Raw genomic sequence first — 17,680 nt, forward strand, 5'->3', positions numbered from 1 at the left:
CGCTTCTCTCCTTAAGCCGTTTTCTTGCGGTCCAACAGGACAGCGATGGCAATAACGACGCCTTTGACAACCATTTGATAAAATGAGTTCACTCCGAGCAGGTTCAAACCATTGTTCAACACGCCAATAATCAGGACCCCAATCAATGTACCAACGATCCGTCCTCTACCACCTGATAGGCTTGTTCCGCCCAGAACTACAGCAGCAATGGCGTCCAGCTCATATGAAGTACCTGCTGTTGGCTGCGCGGAATTCAGGCGGGAGGTCAGGATTGCGCCTGCCAGCGCTGACAGCATACCTACCAGGGAGTAAATCATGATTTTTACGCGGTGAACTTTAATACCTGAGATAATGGATGCTTTCTCATTGCCACCAAGCGCGTACGTTTTACGACCGAAGGACGTTTTGTGCAGTATCGTCCACAGAATTACAAAGGTAATCAGCATTGTGATCGCTGGCACCGGGATGCCAAGCATATAACCACGACCGAACAGTTGGAACAGCAGGCTGTCGCCCAACCCTGTAATCGGGTTACCGTTCGTATACACCAGCGTCAATCCCCGGAACACCGTCATCGTTGCCAATGTAGCAATAAACGGAGCCATCTTGCCCTTCGTAATCATCAATCCGTTCACCATACCCATGACACCGCCGAGCGCAACCCCGATAATGATCGACAGAATCGGATCTAGGCCGGACAGCATCATATTGGCTACAAAGGCGCTGGATAGAGCCAGTATAGAGCCCACCGACAAGTCGATGCCTCCAGTCAGAATGACAAACGTCATACCAAAAGCAATCAGCGCATTAATTGAAACCTGACGCAATAAATTCAGAATGTTAAGCGGTTCCAAAAAGCTTGGATTTAATACCGATACGATGATAATCAGAATGATCAGCCCGAGCAGCGGACCTAATTTCTGTGTCAGATTCGTCAAGCGGAAGCCGCTTTTGGCGGGTTGGTTTTCCTGCAAAGTTGTCATATCATTGTCCCCCTGTAGCCATTGTCATAATGTTTTCCTGTGTTGCTTCTTCTTTTGCCAGTTCACCGCTAATGCGTCCCTCATGCACAACCGCGATTCGATCACTCATGCCGAGCACTTCAGGCAGCTCGGAAGATACCATAATGATTGCAACTCCGCGGTCCGTCAGCTCGTTCATCAACTGATAGATCTCCCGTTTGGCTCCAACATCCACGCCGCGTGTCGGCTCATCCAGGATAAGCACACTCGGGCCAATGCCGACCCATTTGGCGATTACTACTTTCTGTTGGTTGCCTCCTGACAGGTTTCGTACCGCCGTTTCGGATGATTGCGTCTTGATTTGCAAACGTTTGATGAGCGTATCGACGAATTCCTGTTCTTTCTGCGTCGAAATAAACCCTTTATTTGAGAAGCTGAACAGATTCGGTAATGCCATATTCTCACGAATGGAGAAATCCAATACCAAACCCTCATCCTTCCGGTCTTCGGTAATAAATCCAATTCCATGTTTAACCGCATCGGCAGGTTTCCGAATGTGAACCTTTTTGCCTCGAATCATAATTTCGCCACCGTCCAAGGGTTCCATACCGAAGATGGCCCGCATGATCTCAGTACGTCCAGAACCCATCAACCCGGAGAACCCGAGGATTTCGCCTGCTCTCACCGTAAAGCTAATATTCTGGAACAACCCTTTGCTGCTGGCGTCCCGTACCTCCAGGACTACTTCACCATACGAAGGATTTCGTGCCGGATATCGCTCCGTAAGCTCCCGTCCAACCATCTTCCGTACCACTTCATCAAAACTCGTCTCCGGGATCGACTTCGTATCTACTGTTTTGCCGTCACGCATGATCGTAATGCGATCACAAATGGTGAAAATTTCCTCCATCCGGTGCGAGATATATACGATGGAAACACCATTTTTCTTAAGCGAAGTGATTACGCCGAACAATTTCTGTATCTCCCGCTCCGTAAGCGCTGCTGTCGGCTCATCCATAATGATGACTTTGGCGTCGGTCATCAGTGCTTTGGCTATTTCAATCATTTGCTGCTGTCCGACAGAGCATTCCCCAGCAGGACGATCCAGTGGAATCTGTACGGATAGCTTGGCAAACTGCTCCGCGGCAAACGCTTTCATTTGTTTTGTGTTCAGCAACCCAAATGACGAAGTTATTTCCTTGCCTATAAAGAGATTATCAAGCACTGTCATTTCCGGCCAGACGTTCAATTCCTGGTGGATAAACGCAAGCCCCATCTTTTCAGCTTCCTTCGGATTGACAAAATAGGTTTCTTTGCCGTCAATGGAGATGGTTCCCTGATCCCGTCCATGAAGACCGATCAAAATGTTCATAAGCGTGGATTTGCCGGCCCCGTTCTCACCCATCAGGGCATGAACCTCGCCTTCCTTCAGTTCGAAATCCACTCCGCTCAGTACTTGGTTGGTGCCAAAAGCTTTATATATGTCTTGCATCTGAATATGCATGATGCCGTCCCCCTTTTAACCGAAAATGACGCCCGATTGTAAAATGCAATTGGCATATGGCGTAGCTTCGCCCGTACGAATGACCACTTTGGCATTCCGGGTCATCGCCTTGAATTGTTCATGACGGATGGAAACGTCAACGGCTTCATCGCCAAATTTCTCGATAATGAATTGCAAAGCCTCTGGATTACCTGCCTTGATCTCTGCTGCCAAAATCACTCTCTCAACGACCATATCCTCCGCAATAAGCTCCACGATGTCTTGAAAACTTGGTGTCCCCAGTTTCAGGGACAAATCGATTTTGAGTACGCCATCCGGAACGGGCAGACCAGCATCCGCGATGACTATCATGTCCGTATGCCCCAGATCGGACAGCACCTTGGAGATATGACTGTTCAATATTCCCTGCTTCTTCATTTCAGACTTTCCTCCACTTCACTCCGCATCGGCATGCCGCCTTGCGCCCCGAACTTGGTCACCGATAGCGAAGCAGCCCGGTTAGCGAATCGAATACTGTCTTGCAGCGGTTTACCTTCTGCCAAAGCGACAGCGAATGCGGCGTTAAACGTATCCCCCGCTCCTGTTGTATCCACGGGTTCCACCTTGTAAGTAGGTACAACGATTTCCCGCTCCCCGTCAAAGTAACGAACTCCGTTGCTGCCCTCTGTAATAAACAACTTGTTTGGATATTTGCGCAGCGCCTCTGCCGGAGTCATGCCCTGAAACAATATCTCCGCCTCATGCTCGTTCGGCGTGATATAAGCAACTTTGTCGATGACCTCATCTGGCACTGTTCTGGCCGGAGCCGGATTCAATAACAGGGGGGTTCCGCTTTCAGCACAAATCTCGCTGACACGAACTACCGTTTCCTGCGGAATCTCTTGCTGAATTAGCACGATATCGGCACGCTGGATCACATCTGCCGCTTCATCAACATAGGCTGGTGTAACTTCACGATTTGCCGCTTCAACGACTACGATACTATTATCACCTTCTGCCAGCACGATATGAGCCGTGCCGCTTTCCATATGTGTAACCGGTTTCACATTCTGCGTATTTACGTCGTTTGCTTTGAAGTTATTTAAAATGTCCGTACCGAAAGCATCATCGCCTACCCGGCCGATCATCGTAACTTCGGCCCCCAGCCTTGCCGCAGCGACTGCCTGATTTGCTCCTTTGCCCCCCGGCACTGTTTTGAAGCTATCGCCAAGGACGGTTTCACCCGCCCCCGGCCGTCTTGATGAAGTGACAACCAGATCCATGGAGCTGCTGCCAATTACGCATATTTTAGCCATCTGAATTCACCTTTCTTGTTGTGCCCCGTTCAATGAAACTGACCGGCAGCTGTATGTGTTTATTTTCGATTGGAGCTTGTTCCACAAGTTTGATAAGCAAACCGGCGGCTTCCCTTCCCATCTCGTATGCCGGTTGGTGAATGGTCGACAACGCGGGAGATAACAGGCTGCTCATCGGGATATCGTCGAAGCCGATAATCTGCATATCCTCCGGAACTTTTTTCCCGATTCGCAATGCCTCATGTAGCACCGCCATTGCCGCGATGTCATTACTGGCAATCACTCCATCCGTATCACCGTACTTGCTAAAAAGTTCATCCGCCCATAACCCAACATCGTTAAAGGAAAAGGATGTCGTTTGGATGACGCGGTAATCTAGACCGGCCTCACGTATGCTCTCAATTGCGCCTTCAAAACGATCCTGCGCAGGTTTGATATGTGTCGGTCCCTGCATGACCGTGATTCGGCGGCTTCCACGCTTGATGATCTCTCTCGCAGCCAGGCGTCCGCCCTCTCTGCCGTCCGCATATACGGAGGGACTGTCCAGCGGCGTCCTGTCCAGAAACACCACGGGGATCTTCAAGTTTTCATATATTGAAGAATGAGGGTAATTCGTTGAAGAAATTACGCCCACCACATTATTCTGGATAAAAGTCTGGATGTAATCCTTTTCTTTCTGTTCGTCCTCATCACTATTTCCAAAAATCAATCTGAATTCCTGCTCCTGCATCCGGTCCTCTACACCGCGTGCAAGCTGCGGAAAGTAAGGGTTTGCAATATCCGGCAGCAGCAGGCCAATCAGCTTAGACTTACGCTTGTATAAAGAGCGGGCCACTTCATTAGGAGAGAAGTTAAGCTGCTTAACCGCTTCTTCCACTTTCTTGCGAGTGTCCGCATGAACATAACCTCTTTCATTAATGACCCTTGATACAGTGGCTACCGAAACGCCAGCCAAATTAGCTACATCTTTAATGGTTGTCATGAACGTTCACTCCTATGTGTAACCGGTTACAGATATGAAAATATCATATTTTTTTTATTTTGACAATGCTTTTATTACTGGAAATTTATCCAAGTTGTCCGAAATAGACCTGAATTCAAGCTTCATCAACAAGGCATAGCATCTTACTAAACGGGTCTATGTATACACTTGAATGATTTTAATAGAACTTTAAGATACATGTTTTCGGTGACACGACTTGCTTAGAATTTGGCTTATCCGTTAGAGTGTGTAATGGAGGTGTATATCATTGAAATTTAACGAGTATGTTATAGGTGAGTGCTACAGAACAGATTCTATTCAATTGTCAAAGCAGGATATTATTGATTTTGCGAAAATTTATGATCCACAATATATGCATCTAGACGAAGCAAAAGCCAAAGAAGGCCGCTTCGGCAGCCTCATTGCTTCAGGTATGCAGACGATGAGTGTATCCTTCAAACTATGGGTTGAACTCGGGAATTACGGAGAAGACATTGTAGCAGGAACCGGCATGAATAACGTAAAGTTTATCAAACCTGTGTTCCCAGATGATAAAATCAGTGTTCTGTCCGAAGTGATTGCATTGGCTCCAAAAAGGAATTATGGTGGAATGGTTACCGTATTGCTCACTACTTTTAATCAACATAATGAGAAGGTCTTTCAGGCAGAATTAAGCGCTCTGATTAGTAATTGAATTTGAACGATACGTTTACATGGCTAAGTTTGAAAATAAAAAAACGACCGCACATCAGGTCTGATGCGCGGTTGTCTGCTATAAATTTTAGTTCATGCACCATTACAAAATTTCGATATATCCTTCTGTTCCATGCACCCGAATTTGCTGCCCATCTTTTATGCGTTGGGTCGCATTCTCCACTCCGACAATGGCTGGCAAGCCATATTCACGTGCAATCACTGCACCATGGGTCATCACGCCTCCCACTTCAGTGACCAGACCTTTTATAGATACAAATAAGGGTGTCCAGCTGGGATCCGTATAGGGGGTGACGAGTATATCTCCATCTTCCAGATCAGCATTTTCAATATTGAAGATGACGCGCGCGCGCCCCTCTACGACTCCGGCAGAAACAGGCAGCCCTACAATAGCATTGGCTGGCAGATTTTCATGTTCGTACTGACCTGAGATGATTTCGCCATCAGACGTGAGCACACGAGGTGGAGTTAATTTTATATAGTATTGGTAATCGTCTCTCCGCTGGCTGATGATCTTTTCATCCAATTTATTAGTTCGTACGACCTCACGAAGTTCTTCAAAATTGAGATAGAAAATATCCTCTTTTTCAACAATAACGCCTGCTTTTACAAGTCGTTCGGCTTCCTTCAATAAAGCCTGTTTGTATACGAAGTAGCGATTAATCATGCCATATTTGGGATATTCCCGATAACCGATGAAGTTGCGAACCAGGTCGATCATTCGTTTCGTTTCCTGGGCTTTGTGTTCACCGTCAGGCAATAGCTTCAATCGATCCAATACTTCCTGTTCTTTCTGCAACGCTTCCTGTCGCCCTTGCTCAAATTTCCGTTTGCTTGCATTAGGTTCAAAGTTCTTGATGTTACCCAGTATCATTGGCACAAGCGTAGTGGGTTTTTCACTCCAACGGGTTCTGGTGAGATCAATCTCTCCGGCACATCGCATTCCGTATTTGTCCAGATATTCCTGTATGGCGTCTCGGGTTTCCTGTCCGCCCTCCACCTTAACCAGCTCATCCAAAAAGTTATCCTCTTTCACATCCTGCAAATAAGCGATGACTTCCGGATACGGACGAATCACATCTGCAACATCGAGTAAGGCCAGACCCATTTCCGAAGTGATATTATTAGGTACAGATTGAGAGAGCGTATCTGCTGCATTTTTCTCTCCCAACCACTCTTTTATGTTTTCATTGATCCATGCTGAAGCCTTCATGGCAGTCATGAACACATTTGAACTTCGTGGGTCAGATAGAAATTTCTTCAATTCTTGGAGATCTTCAAGGATAAAATCAAACAATTCCAATCCAGATTTATTTTGGATGCTACGTTTTAGCTCATTTATTGAGGCTTGATTGCTCTTAATCAAATCAGAGACAATGGTCGATTCATTTTCAATATCTGCTTGAAAAGCGTCAGACGTGCTCAGTTTATTGTTATTATGAGCATTCGGTGCTGGTTTATCAGCAGGTAACGTTTTGATGAAATTCCCGCGCTCGATTACAGTTGTAAGTGCGTCCTTAAGGAGCGGATCGGATTGTCCCATGGTATTTATGAAGTTTTCTCTCATGACAGGCGAAGCCAGCCTAGGCGTAATATCAACAAACAATCTTCCACCAGCAATACGCATGGGTGCCGGAGTCGTTAATAGAAAGAAAGATAAGCCCAGAGGTTTCATGGGATCAGTCATCATTTGTTGATGCCCGACAGATAGGTACACATGATTTTCCTGGTCACTCGCTTCAGGAATCGGGTACAAAGTAGTGATTGGACGACTCTGAACAATGTAAAACGTATCATCCGCCAAACACCATTCGATATCCTGTGGAAAACCAAAATGTGCTTCAATCTGTCTTCCCATGCTTGCCAGTTCTAAAATTTGTTGTTCAGTAAGTGTTTGCGTCTGCTGCAGAACGGGATCAACCTGATGTGTATACGTCCCACCATCTTTCCGTCCATAGATCGCCAACGTTTTGGTGGCTATCCTCTTATCGACAATTTCACCATCCCGTACTTTATAACAATCGGCAGATACCAAACCAGACACCAGCGCCTCACCCAGTCCAAAACTGGCGTCAATGGATAGCACTTTCCGGTTGGACGTAACCGGATCAGCTGTAAATAAAATTCCTGAGGCCGTTGGTAAAACCATCTTTTGAATGATAACGGATAAATGCACCTGACCATGATCAAATCCACGTTGCATACGATAGATTACCGCGCGATCCGTAAACAAGGAAGCCCAGCATTTGCTAATATGCTGCATGATTGCTTCTTTCCCGATGATATTTAAGTACGTGTCTTGTTGACCAGCAAAAGAGGCATGTGGTAAATCTTCAGCGGTCGCACTGGAACGCACTGCATACGCATGCCCTTCTCCAAACTTGGAGAGATAGTGAGCAACTTCTTTTTCAACATCGACAGGAATGTCTACGCCCATAATAAGTTCCCTGATCTTTCTGCTGATTTCACCAATTTGCTCTCGTTCATCACCTTTCATCATGGCTAATTGATCCAGCAAAGAATGATACGTTTCGTTTTGTTCAATGGCTTTTTGATATCCAACGGTTGTCACACAAAATCCTTCGGGGACCAGTACGCCTTCAATCTTTGATAACTTCGCTAGATTTAACCCTTTTCCGCCAACGAGTGCAAGTTGCAATTTTTCCATTTCCTGAAATCCGATAACCAAAGAACTCATTCGTATCTCCCCTAACCAATAAATTGAGAAAAAAACATTTGACAAAGCGTTTGCTGCCATGATAAGATTTAAATACAAGATGCGATACTTTTGACTTTTACATTAAAATAAATGTAATCTGATTATATCATTGTATTTGTTCGTATACAATATCGAAGAAACTGGGATAATTATCCGGGTTCTTTTTTGATTTCAAATAATATTAATCCTATAGAAACATGGTTCTCCTCAACCAGATTACTGTCGTGCAGCATGTTATGTATCACAGATGTTGAAGCCAATAGAAAAAGCAGCCTGTCCTCGAATGAGGTAGGCTGCTTTTTCAGTAACGGCATTTTCCCAAGGCAGGTAAACATTTCAGCAGGGCAATAAAATCTCAATTTTGGTACCTTGCCACACTTTGGACTGTACATGAATTTCTCCGCCGTGCGCTTCCACGATCGTTTTGGCGATGCTCATGCCGAGTCCAGAGCCAGCCGTTGATTCTTCTGTATTCGTTCCCCGATAATAGCGATTGAACAAATGCTGCAGCGTCTCCTCGTCCATGCCTTTGCCATTATCCAATACACGTATGCATGCCTTATCGTTCATTCTGCCGATGGAGACGGTAACATTCACGCCTGACGGGTTATGCTTCACTGCGTTGGAAAGCAAGTTATCCATTAACCGCAGCAGCCAGGTTTCATCAGCCTGTACCCATAGAGGACGCTCCTCCCCGACGTAATGAAACTGGTACTCAGACAGGGTAACGTCATTAACGTACTTCAGTACGGAGCAGCGCACCAGCTCAACCAAATCGATCTTCCGAAGCTGCATCATTGAGTCGCCTTGCTTGAGTTGATGGATCATGGAAAAGTCAGAGATCAGCTCAAGCATATAATCCCCCTTTTCCCGGATCGTCGTTCCCATGGTTCGCATCTCCTCTTGGCTCCATTGTTCCGGTAAGCTCTCCAGCATATATCCATAACCTTGTATGGTGGACAGTGGCGTGCGCAGATCATGCGAAATTCCTGACATCCACTCCCTTTGCTCTTTCTCCAGCCTCTCACGCTCCTTCTCGGTTTGGGCCAATTGATCAGCCATTCGATAGAAGGATTCCATGACTTCCTTATAGAGTCTGTAGCGGTTTCGCATCGTACCATTGGGGCGGAAAATCTTGCGCTTGTCTTTGGCAGTGAGAACCTGATCATACTGCCCACGTCCCATCCGTTCGAACCAGCCTGCGAATAAAACCAGCGGCTGACCGTAACGGTAGCCATGCCAGATCGATAAGGGTACTGCCAAGAGCAGTGCTAGGCCTGCAAACCACATGAGTCCGCGGGTTGCCGTATCCATCGCGGGATGTTTCAAAGGATCTCCCGTTGGATTGGGCGTATAAAGGACCCAGGTCATTCCGCTGAGCTCATCACGATGGGCGACAATATTCGTATCATAGTTTCTGGGCGATTGCTGGATCGCCAGAATGTCCAGTGGACGGTACCCCTTCTGCAAGTACGTTTCATCACCGATGGCTTGCTCGGTATGCCCCGCAGAGTTGATTACTTGCAGATAGCTGCCGGTTTCACGCAGCTGCTGATCCAGAATGGGAGCCTTTTCGCCAGATACCATCCCCTGCTGCCCGTAAGCGTCAAACCAGGTCATGAGTTGGTCAAGGTCAGGACTTTGGTAGCCAAGGATGTACAGAACCGGCACATTAAAAGCAAAATTCAGATGAGTTTGAACAGCATACGTTCCTAGTGTCCTCGTCTCCTGCATATCAAGAAGTTGGGCAACAGAATACGAAGCCGACAGTCCATCATGCGAGTTTGTATTTACTTTGTAAATGACCTCTCCTTCGGCATTTACAACCTGCATCCACATTCCTTTTTCCTCAATGAGCTTATTCCACTTGGGGGAAATCTGAATCGTCCCGTCCTTTGAAGAAGCTTCCTGAGCAATCAGTTGCAAGGCGCCAACCGGAAAGTTCCGACGCAGCTCACTATTTGTTGTGTTTTGAAAAAATATAATGCAAGCAACGAGAGTAATGGCCAGAATAATCAGGGCATAAAAGATCAATTGATACGTGAAGTGGAAGGATATGCGCTGTTGTATTTTCATTGCTCCTGAAACTCCTTTGACAGCTTGTAGCCGAGCCCACGTACAGTCAGCAGCAGCTTTGGATTTCCTGGATCGATCTCGATCTTCTCTCGTATGCGCCGAATGTGTACCATTACCGTCGAGTCATCTCCCTGTCCGTTGATCCCCCACACCTGATCGTAGAGCTGTGTTTTGGAAAATACGACCCCCGGAAACTTGCAGAAGTGCAGCAGCAGATGAAAGACTTGTGCAGGGCAAGGAACCGGCTGTCCCTCCACGAGTAATTCCCCTTCCGCCTCGTTGACGATGAAGCGACCGAATCGGTATATCCCCGGTTCAGGACGTTTCACCTGATTTGCAGTTGGAGCTTCTGACTCCAAACGGCGTATGCGTGCCTGTATTCTTGCAGCTACCTCCAATGGATTGAAGGGCTTGGTAATATAATCGTCCCCGCCCATGGCGAATCCCCTCAGCACATCTAGATCGGATGCCTTAGCTGTCAGAAACAAAATATGCGGATTTCCGTATTCACGGAGCTTGGAGACGAGCTCCAGTCCGCTCCCGTCTGGGAGCGTAATGTCGAGCAGGACGATATCCGGGGCAATGCGCTGTACTAGATGGAGAGCTTCCGCACAGGTGGAAGCATCGTACAGCTGATGGAACCCTGCCCTGCGAAGCACCATTTGAAGCATGGTGACAATCGAGGCCTCGTCGTCGACAATTGCAATTTTAATATCATTTTGATTGGTCATCGTTTTCACCCATTTCATCGTAGCATACTCACATTAACAGAACCTAAACAGGTTGAGCAAACTTAAGCGCTTGTTCATCAATGCGTTTAGGCTCTGTTTCAGTAACGCTGTTAGCATAGAAAATGAGAAACCGCGACAAATCTATTTTGCTTTAGGTACCATTGCTGGAGAAAGAGGGTTCTCCGAAGGAATAAGCCTTTTAGTCTTGTTATGAAATGGAATTTCATTTTTTTGTTACAGCTACTGGCAGTTTATGATATGGTCAGTGAGGTGCGATGAGCCCTTACACATTTACATATCATGCGAGGAGAAGATTGAAAGTGAATGAGATAAAAGCAATGGAGAAACCGATCAAATTTAGCGACCCATTATTTGTAACGCTAGTTGCGAGTATATGTTGCTTGTTATGGGGAAGTGCCTACCCGTTTATTAAGCTTGGATATATTGCTTTTGACATCCTGTCAGAAGATATTCCATCAAAATTTGTATTTGCGGGTTATCGATTTATTTTAGCGGGACTACTGCTCCTATTCTTGTTTCGGGTCATTAGTAAACGAAAATTTGAACTGTCTGGACGACAATTTTCAAGCTTACTATTGCTGGGTGTGTTCCAAACGGGGCTGCAGTATATGTTTTTTTATGTGGGTGTAGCCAATATAACAGGTGTTAAAGGATCGATTATGAATGCGACAACGACCTTTTTCAGTGTTGTTCTAGCTCATTTTCTATATAAAAATGATAAACTGAGCAAAAATAAAATACTCGGCTGTTTGCTAGGATTTATTGGCGTAATTATTGTTAATTTTCACTCCGATCTGTTGGAATTCTCCTTCTCTCTCACAGGTGAAGGTTTCGTTATTATTGCGGCTCTTATTTTTTCCATTACAGCCATATATGCAAAACATTTAACCGGCTCCATCGACGTTCTGGTTATTACCGGAGTTAGCCTGTTTGTCGGCGGGCTGGCACTCACCCTACTGGGCCTCCTGCTTGGCGGCAGGGTTACACATTTTACATTTGAATCAACGGGAATCCTGATTTATTTAGTTTTACTTTCATCAGCGGCATTTTGCTTGTGGAATCTGCTTCTGAAATACAACAAAGTGGGGAAAGTATCGGTGTATAACTTTCTTATCCCTGTGTTCGGCACTCTGCTATCGGCGTTATTTCTGGGAGAAACGATTATGGAATTCAAAAATCTGATCGCATTGCTGTTCGTGTCGATCGGTATTTATATGGTCAATCGAGTAACCTCATCAAAATAATGTTTTTCTGTGCAAACGAATGGAGATTACCCCCTTTGATTTGGACAAGAACTAACTCCCTAAACACAAAAAAAGTCGCTAAGATAGCGACTTTTTTGTGTATTACGACTTCAATTTTCCGCATTACAAACAAGAGTAAACGACATTTCGCAACCGTGGCTGAACGTAAGGCTCCTGACTGTTCAGCAGGTGCTGCGCATACATGACGGTGAGCTCGGAGTCCGGATCAATGATGGCCATACAACCGGCAGCCCCGCTCCATCCAAATTCGCCAAGTGGGCTTAACGAGCCGCTGCGCGACTTGGAGACATGTGTACGTACACCCAGCCCATAACCATACCCGCCCATTTGATCCCAGGAGTAATCGCCACGGGTCAGATCATTCAGATGGTCCGTGCGCATCAGTTCCACTGAAGCCTGTGACAGAATGCGCACGCCTTCCGGACTGGTCCCACGTCCAGTCAGTGCGTTCAGGAACAGTGCATAATCGCTAACGGTAGACAATAGCCCGGCACCGCCGCTCTCCAATTCAGTCCCTACCCGGAATCCGTTTCCATCCATCCGAACGGCTTTCTCAAGCTCATCATTGTATGCGTACTGCGGGATCAGGCGGTCTTGCTGCTCAGCGTTCAGGTCGAATGCCGTATCATTCATGCCGAGCGGTCCTGTAATTTCTTCTTGCAGATACGTACCAAAGCGTCTGCCACTTACAACCTCCACCAAAGCTCCGAGGACATCATGACACATGCTGTAGTTCCACTGCGTACCTGGTTCAAACAGAAGCGGTTCATTGGCGAGCGCTTTCGCGAAATCGCGTGTCGGTAGTTTGCCATTGGTGCTCTGCACAGCTTCCTGAATGCTTGGTGAGCCAATGTCATAGGAGAATCCGGCAGTCATCGTAAACAAGTCGCGTACCATAATCGCTCTTGTCGCTTTTTCCAGTCTAATCTCGCCGTTCGGTAATGTTTTCTTTACCGTCATTTCGGCATATTCGGGCAGAAAATCGGACACTGGATCGTTCAGCAGCATTTGCCCTCTCTCAACGAGCTGAAGCGCTGCCACACAGGTCATGATTTTTGACATGGAGTAGAGATTAATGATCGCATCTTCGCCGATGGGCGTTTGCTCCTCCAGGTTGGCGTAACCATTACGGTAACGGAAAACGGTATCATTTTGATGCATCACAAGCACCTCTGCCCATGGAATTCTCCATGCTGTGATACGGTCAATAAATGAAGCAAGCGGTTTAAAGTCCATATTTCCCCGTCCTTCTATGTAGAATCGTATATCAATGCACAAAGTGGATCTGTGTTCATCCACATGACCCACTTATATTTAATATACGACCATTTGCGTGCATTGACCACTACCTAATAGAAAGCAACTTAAACGATCACTACATTTTTTAGAATCGGTACGATGACTAGAGTGTTTTGACCAGAATGAAATCTATTTGTTCCTCATCCCCCATATAAAAAGAGTGTGAGCCGGTTTGAACAAACCCCATCTTATTATAAAAAGCTATGGCATTGTCATTTCTTTCCCATACCCCGAGCCAGATGTTCTTCTTATTGTGTTCCAATGCGGTTTCTATGGCTTGATTTAACAGATATTTACCCAGTCCATGCTTTTGGAATTTTTTCTTGATATAGATTCTCTCAATTTCAAGTGATGCATCACTCATTTTTTCGGATTGAGCTTCATCCCTGTTCAGCTTCAAATATCCCGCAAGTTCATCATTATAGTAGACGAAAAAGATGTCTGAACAGCTATTGGATAATTCAGCCTCCAACTGTTTAGCGTTAAATGCTCTTTCCAGATAGGCTCTCATATTGTCAGGAGAATTCTGATCTTTAAATGTATCGCTAAATGTTTCTATACTAATCTCTTGTAGTTTTTGTAAATCCTCGCGACTGCACGCTCTTATTTCCACTGTCATTATGATGTATCGCTCCTTCTATGAATCAATAGCTTGTTTGGAATTTTTGTTGCAAATACAACAATTATTATATCCTTAATTTACGTTAATTTTGTATAGTTTGCAACATAAAATAATGAAATCAGGCAGATTGAAATAGTTGGCAAACGTTTTCGGAATTTTTATACGTTTTTCCTTGAACGGACTATTTAAGCAGTCTTTCTTTATATTCTGTCGGACTAAGTCCCGTATATTCCTTAAACACTTTGGAGAAATAATGCTGATCACTGAACGATAACAGATCTGATAACTCCTTAAACTTCATCTCCGGCTGACACTCCATCAGTCTGCATGCTTCCTTAATTCTAAGGTTGGTATAGTACTGAACAAACGTGACTTGCGTTACGTTTTTAATCACTCTGCTAACGTAAGAGGGGCTGACGTGAAACTTCATGGCAATGTCATTGATGGATATTGGGGTATACTTGTTTCGTTTGATGTACTCATCCATTTGCTCAAACAGAACTTCTCTGCTCTTCCGATCATGGGATTGAAGCATTTCAAAACATTGACCGATCCATTCCGTTAATTCACGGCAGAAATCGCCATATGTTTCTTCATCAAATAGTTTTTTTGCTCTAAGATCCAGACCAAGCCTAATTCCCGCCCCCTGCTCTTCATTCAAATGTGCGAACGTATCCACGACTAAATTGATAAATCGTTCCACTTCTTTTACATGAACGTTTTCCTCTGTCCATCGATTCATCAGCTCAGACAGCTTAAGGGCAAACCGTTCCTTCTGGTGAGCCTGTATCATGTGGACAAAATCCAATTCCAATATGGAATTCAGGGAGCCTGCCTCAGATCTTGCCATAGACACAGGATTTCCGCTGTCCAGCACCATTCCATGGTTCAGTCGCTGATGCGTCGATAAAATGGACGAAATTTGGTGGTAAAGCTCCGGCAAATTAACGGTTTCAGACCCTACCCCTTGTCCCCCGATGATTGTATCCATACCTTGTACAACCAAATGGCGTCTTAACGATTCGAGACATTCATGTACAGAAGAATACAAATCAACAATCCCTTTATTCACAAAAACGATGAATTGATGCGGAGTTTGGCTCTGAAATACTTTACAGGAACGTGGAGTAAAAAAATCCTCCAAAGAAGCCTGTAACGTCCTTTGTCCCCATCGTTCCCGGGTGAAGGGCTGTCTTCGTACAATGATCATCATTTGGGCATAAAAAGTAAAATTCTCTCCTGGCTTGAGTTCAGCATAACTATGAGAATCAACGATCTCCTGCAACTGATGAACGTTCCTTGACCTCAATTGATCGAGCTCCTTAATAACTCTGCCCATGACTTCCTCCAGAGCCTCTGGCTCAACAGGTTTCAGCAAATAGTCGAACACCTGCAAATTCAATGCTTTTCGCGTATATTCAAAATCACTATATCCACTGATTAGTATGACCTTCAACTCCGGCTGGGCGAGCTTCGCTTGCTCAATGAGGGATAAACCATCCATCTTGGGCATGCGAATGTCTGTCAACAGAAGATCGATTGTCTCCTTCTGGAGCACTGCCAGCGCCTCTTTCCCATTCGTAGCCGTAACCGCCACGTGAATTGGAAAATTCAGCTTACTCAAAAGCATTTTAATATTGCGTAATATGGGTTTGCTATCCTCAACAATCATGATGTTATACATAATCTGCTCCTCCTGTGATCAGTAAAAATCCTTCGTCATTGAGCCGATGATTTGAATGGTTGCCCCTTTTTCCTCGTCAGTATGATTGTTGTACATGTTAAAAATTAGTCGATTGCTGTACATCAGTTTAAGCCGGTTAACGCTATTGATGATTCCCATGCTGCCAAGTGCGGTATGGCGATCGGGGGATTGATTCATTCCGGTGCCGGACTTCTGGATATTGGATAAAATCTCTTCTATTTTGTTTGGCGGGAAGCCTTCTCCGTTATCTTTGATCTCCAAAGCCCATAATCCGTTATACTGCTTCACGGTAATTTGAATACGCCAAGGCGGTGTAATATTAAAAAATGCATGCTCAATGCAGTTTTCCACAAAAGGCTGAATCACCAGCCGAGGCAGCCGGACCTCACTCGCCAGTTCATCAGCATCGATGTTCCACTCCAAATCTTCTTCATACTTCTGCTGTACCAACGACAAATAATGTCTCGTATGCTCAAGCTCATCCGCCATTGTCACATGTGCATAAGGGGATGAAACAATATAACGCAAACTGTCTGATAGATGTTTACACATGTCTGACACGGCCCGGGTTTTCCCCTCTTGAGCAGCTATGCTGATCAAATAAAGGACGTTATGAAGGAAATGAGGAGCAATCTGAGCTTGCAGAGCGGAATTCCTGGCGGTGACTTCTTCATGCAATGCCTTTTTCTCGCGGTCAATGGACTCCTGTAATCGCTCCATCAAATCCTGAAAAGCTTCATTCAGCAGGAGCAGGTCGTTATTTTTGGGCCGATCTTCTACTTTCAGCTTCATATTGCTGTAATTGATGCGCCAAATCTGGCTGCGAAGCTTGCGAATCGGAAGCAGCAGGTTGCGCGTGGAGAAGAAAATGTACACAAAAGAAATGAGCATAAGTGCTGTAATCAGCAGAATGGACATGCTTTGTACAGAATGAATCGAGCCTAACACTGAATTTTTCGGTGTTACGATAAAAGTAATCCAACCCGTTTCGTGAGATGTGGCATGTGTCACATAATTATTTTGTTCATCAACTGCCAGTCCCTCGTCGGATAATGGCTCCGTCCACTCTAAGGCATGCTTTCTCACTTCGGAGCCGGTCATCTGCTCCCCTTGCTTGTTTAGAATAAAAACATCCCCTGCTGTAATTCCTTCCGTAAGTTTTTGAATGTAAGCCTGATCCATTTGAATACTAAGGTATCCGTACAGCTTCCCATTCTGATCGTTTATTGTTCGGACAAATGAGATGACGTCTGCCTGTCGGAGCAGGATAAAACCATTCCCGTTCCACTCTCGTCCACTCCTGCTTTTTTCCAGCATGGTACTCAGGATCGTTGGAGCATGTCCTGAACCAATATACGATGTGAGCAGCGCACCTTGTTTATCATAAATGGACATGTCCTTGATGTTCATGCTGGGCCCGATCGCCTGGAACATGATATCTTTTAGTTTCCTGATTTGTTTCAGTCTTTCATAATTACTTGGAGCCAAGGAACTCTTGTCCATCGTTGCAAAGATGTCCTTATTGGACAATATACGCTGGGACATCTGGTTTTGCTGCTCTACGTACAAGTCAACCTGTTCACGTACCTTTGTGGCAGTGATACGTGTGTCCTCCTCCGTTTTTTGTGTAAGTGGGCGGATAACAACAAGGTTCACATATACGATGAAGCAGCCTAACACGAACAAAAGCAGAGCCAGAAATGTCAAAAATACTTTGGTCTGCAAACTGAATTGCGTTGCTTTATGTATAAGTTTAATCATTCTTCGTGTAGCCTCCTGTCCTGT

Annotated in this window: 14 protein-coding genes; 2 read left to right on the plus strand and 12 right to left on the minus strand. The window is 45.4% G+C overall.

Annotated elements, in window-relative coordinates; all coding sequences use genetic code 11:
* Positions 1-11: 11 nt before the first annotated feature.
* From P5G61_RS17685 to P5G61_RS17705, 5 genes are read right to left on the minus strand one after another with little or no spacing between them, the layout of a single operon-like run.
* Entirely contained in the window at positions 12-983 is a 972-nt protein-coding gene (locus P5G61_RS17685; RefSeq protein WP_063562749.1) for an ABC transporter permease subunit, read from the minus strand.
* A 1-nt stretch (position 984) separates the two neighbouring features.
* On the minus strand, positions 985-2,466 hold the full coding sequence (locus P5G61_RS17690; protein ID WP_301247721.1) for a sugar ABC transporter ATP-binding protein: 1,482 nt from the start codon (positions 2,464-2,466) through the stop codon (positions 985-987).
* A gap of 15 nt (positions 2,467-2,481) precedes the next feature.
* Positions 2,482-2,883: a D-ribose pyranase gene (rbsD, locus tag P5G61_RS17695; protein WP_301247722.1), complete on the minus strand. Its 402-nt coding sequence runs from the start codon at positions 2,881-2,883 to the stop codon at positions 2,482-2,484.
* Positions 2,880-3,761, minus strand: a complete 882-nt coding sequence (gene rbsK / locus P5G61_RS17700; RefSeq protein WP_301247723.1) for a ribokinase — start codon at positions 3,759-3,761, stop codon at positions 2,880-2,882. The genes rbsD and rbsK overlap by 4 nt, the downstream gene beginning before the upstream one ends.
* A complete protein-coding gene (locus P5G61_RS17705) occupies positions 3,754-4,743 on the minus strand; it encodes a LacI family DNA-binding transcriptional regulator (RefSeq protein WP_285075291.1) in 990 nt (329 codons plus the stop codon). The genes rbsK and P5G61_RS17705 overlap by 8 nt, the downstream gene beginning before the upstream one ends.
* A gap of 268 nt (positions 4,744-5,011) precedes the next feature.
* Here P5G61_RS17705 and P5G61_RS17710 point away from each other — a divergent pair, with 268 nt between their 5' ends.
* Positions 5,012-5,437, plus strand: a complete 426-nt coding sequence (locus tag P5G61_RS17710; protein WP_301247724.1) for a MaoC family dehydratase — start codon at positions 5,012-5,014, stop codon at positions 5,435-5,437.
* Between the two features lie 102 nt (positions 5,438-5,539).
* Here the strand turns inward: P5G61_RS17710 and ppsA are convergent, their stop codons facing one another.
* The 3 genes from ppsA to P5G61_RS17725 form a co-directional block, all read right to left on the minus strand.
* Positions 5,540-8,155 (minus strand): phosphoenolpyruvate synthase, encoded by a 2,616-nt coding sequence (gene ppsA / locus P5G61_RS17715; RefSeq protein ID WP_301247725.1) that lies wholly within the window; start codon positions 8,153-8,155, stop codon positions 5,540-5,542.
* Positions 8,156-8,512: 357 nt separating this feature from the next.
* Positions 8,513-10,252 (minus strand): HAMP domain-containing sensor histidine kinase, encoded by a 1,740-nt coding sequence (locus tag P5G61_RS17720; protein WP_301247726.1) that lies wholly within the window; start codon positions 10,250-10,252, stop codon positions 8,513-8,515.
* Complete coding sequence (locus P5G61_RS17725; RefSeq protein ID WP_301247727.1) at positions 10,249-11,001, minus strand: response regulator transcription factor; 753 nt, start codon at positions 10,999-11,001, stop codon at positions 10,249-10,251. The genes P5G61_RS17720 and P5G61_RS17725 overlap by 4 nt, the downstream gene beginning before the upstream one ends.
* A gap of 302 nt (positions 11,002-11,303) precedes the next feature.
* On the opposite strand from P5G61_RS17725, the gene P5G61_RS17730 reads away from it, so the two are divergent.
* Positions 11,304-12,248 carry a DMT family transporter gene (locus P5G61_RS17730; protein WP_301247728.1) on the plus strand — a complete coding sequence of 315 codons (945 nt, stop codon included), beginning with the start codon at positions 11,304-11,306 and terminating at the stop codon, positions 12,246-12,248.
* A gap of 123 nt (positions 12,249-12,371) precedes the next feature.
* On the opposite strand, the gene P5G61_RS17735 is transcribed toward P5G61_RS17730, so the two are convergent.
* The 4 genes from P5G61_RS17735 to P5G61_RS17750 all read right to left on the minus strand — a co-directional run bounded on the left by P5G61_RS17735 (position 12,372) and on the right by P5G61_RS17750 (position 17,656).
* A complete protein-coding gene (locus tag P5G61_RS17735) occupies positions 12,372-13,505 on the minus strand; it encodes a serine hydrolase domain-containing protein (RefSeq protein WP_301247729.1) in 1,134 nt (377 codons plus the stop codon).
* Between the two features lie 166 nt (positions 13,506-13,671).
* Entirely contained in the window at positions 13,672-14,187 is a 516-nt protein-coding gene (gene paiA, locus P5G61_RS17740; RefSeq protein ID WP_301247730.1) for a spermidine/spermine N(1)-acetyltransferase, read from the minus strand.
* A 184-nt stretch (positions 14,188-14,371) separates the two neighbouring features.
* The gene (locus P5G61_RS17745) at positions 14,372-15,874 is read right to left on the minus strand and encodes a response regulator (RefSeq protein WP_301247731.1); all 1,503 of its coding nucleotides are present in this window, start codon (positions 15,872-15,874) and stop codon (positions 14,372-14,374) included.
* A gap of 18 nt (positions 15,875-15,892) precedes the next feature.
* Positions 15,893-17,656: a cache domain-containing sensor histidine kinase gene (locus P5G61_RS17750; protein ID WP_301247732.1), complete on the minus strand. Its 1,764-nt coding sequence runs from the start codon at positions 17,654-17,656 to the stop codon at positions 15,893-15,895.
* Positions 17,657-17,680 lie beyond the last annotated feature (24 nt).

Origin of the sequence: Paenibacillus vandeheii, from assembly GCF_030433635.1 — a bacterium.
GTDB classification, from domain to species: Bacteria; Bacillota; Bacilli; order Paenibacillales; family Paenibacillaceae; genus Paenibacillus; species Paenibacillus vandeheii.

Bases quoted from the DNA above. Each gene is read 5' to 3' on its own strand.
- P5G61_RS17725 (WP_301247727.1), bottom strand. From the start codon at position 11,001: ATGAAATGGGTGAAAACGATGACCAATCAAAATGATATTAAAATTGCA.
- ppsA (WP_301247725.1), bottom strand. From the start codon at position 8,155: ATGAGTTCTTTGGTTATCGGATTTCAGGAAATGGAAAAATTGCAACTT.
- P5G61_RS17750 (WP_301247732.1), bottom strand. From the start codon at position 17,656: ATGATTAAACTTATACATAAAGCAACGCAATTCAGTTTGCAGACCAAA.
- P5G61_RS17745 (WP_301247731.1), bottom strand. From the start codon at position 15,874: ATGTATAACATCATGATTGTTGAGGATAGCAAACCCATATTACGCAAT.
- rbsD (WP_301247722.1), bottom strand. From the start codon at position 2,883: ATGAAGAAGCAGGGAATATTGAACAGTCATATCTCCAAGGTGCTGTCC.
- paiA (WP_301247730.1), bottom strand. From the start codon at position 14,187: ATGACAGTGGAAATAAGAGCGTGCAGTCGCGAGGATTTACAAAAACTA.
- P5G61_RS17705 (WP_285075291.1), bottom strand. From the start codon at position 4,743: ATGACAACCATTAAAGATGTAGCTAATTTGGCTGGCGTTTCGGTAGCC.
- rbsK (WP_301247723.1), bottom strand. From the start codon at position 3,761: ATGGCTAAAATATGCGTAATTGGCAGCAGCTCCATGGATCTGGTTGTC.
- P5G61_RS17735 (WP_301247729.1), bottom strand. From the start codon at position 13,505: ATGGACTTTAAACCGCTTGCTTCATTTATTGACCGTATCACAGCATGG.
- P5G61_RS17690 (WP_301247721.1), bottom strand. From the start codon at position 2,466: ATGCATATTCAGATGCAAGACATATATAAAGCTTTTGGCACCAACCAA.
- P5G61_RS17685 (WP_063562749.1), bottom strand. From the start codon at position 983: ATGACAACTTTGCAGGAAAACCAACCCGCCAAAAGCGGCTTCCGCTTG.
- P5G61_RS17720 (WP_301247726.1), bottom strand. From the start codon at position 10,252: ATGAAAATACAACAGCGCATATCCTTCCACTTCACGTATCAATTGATC.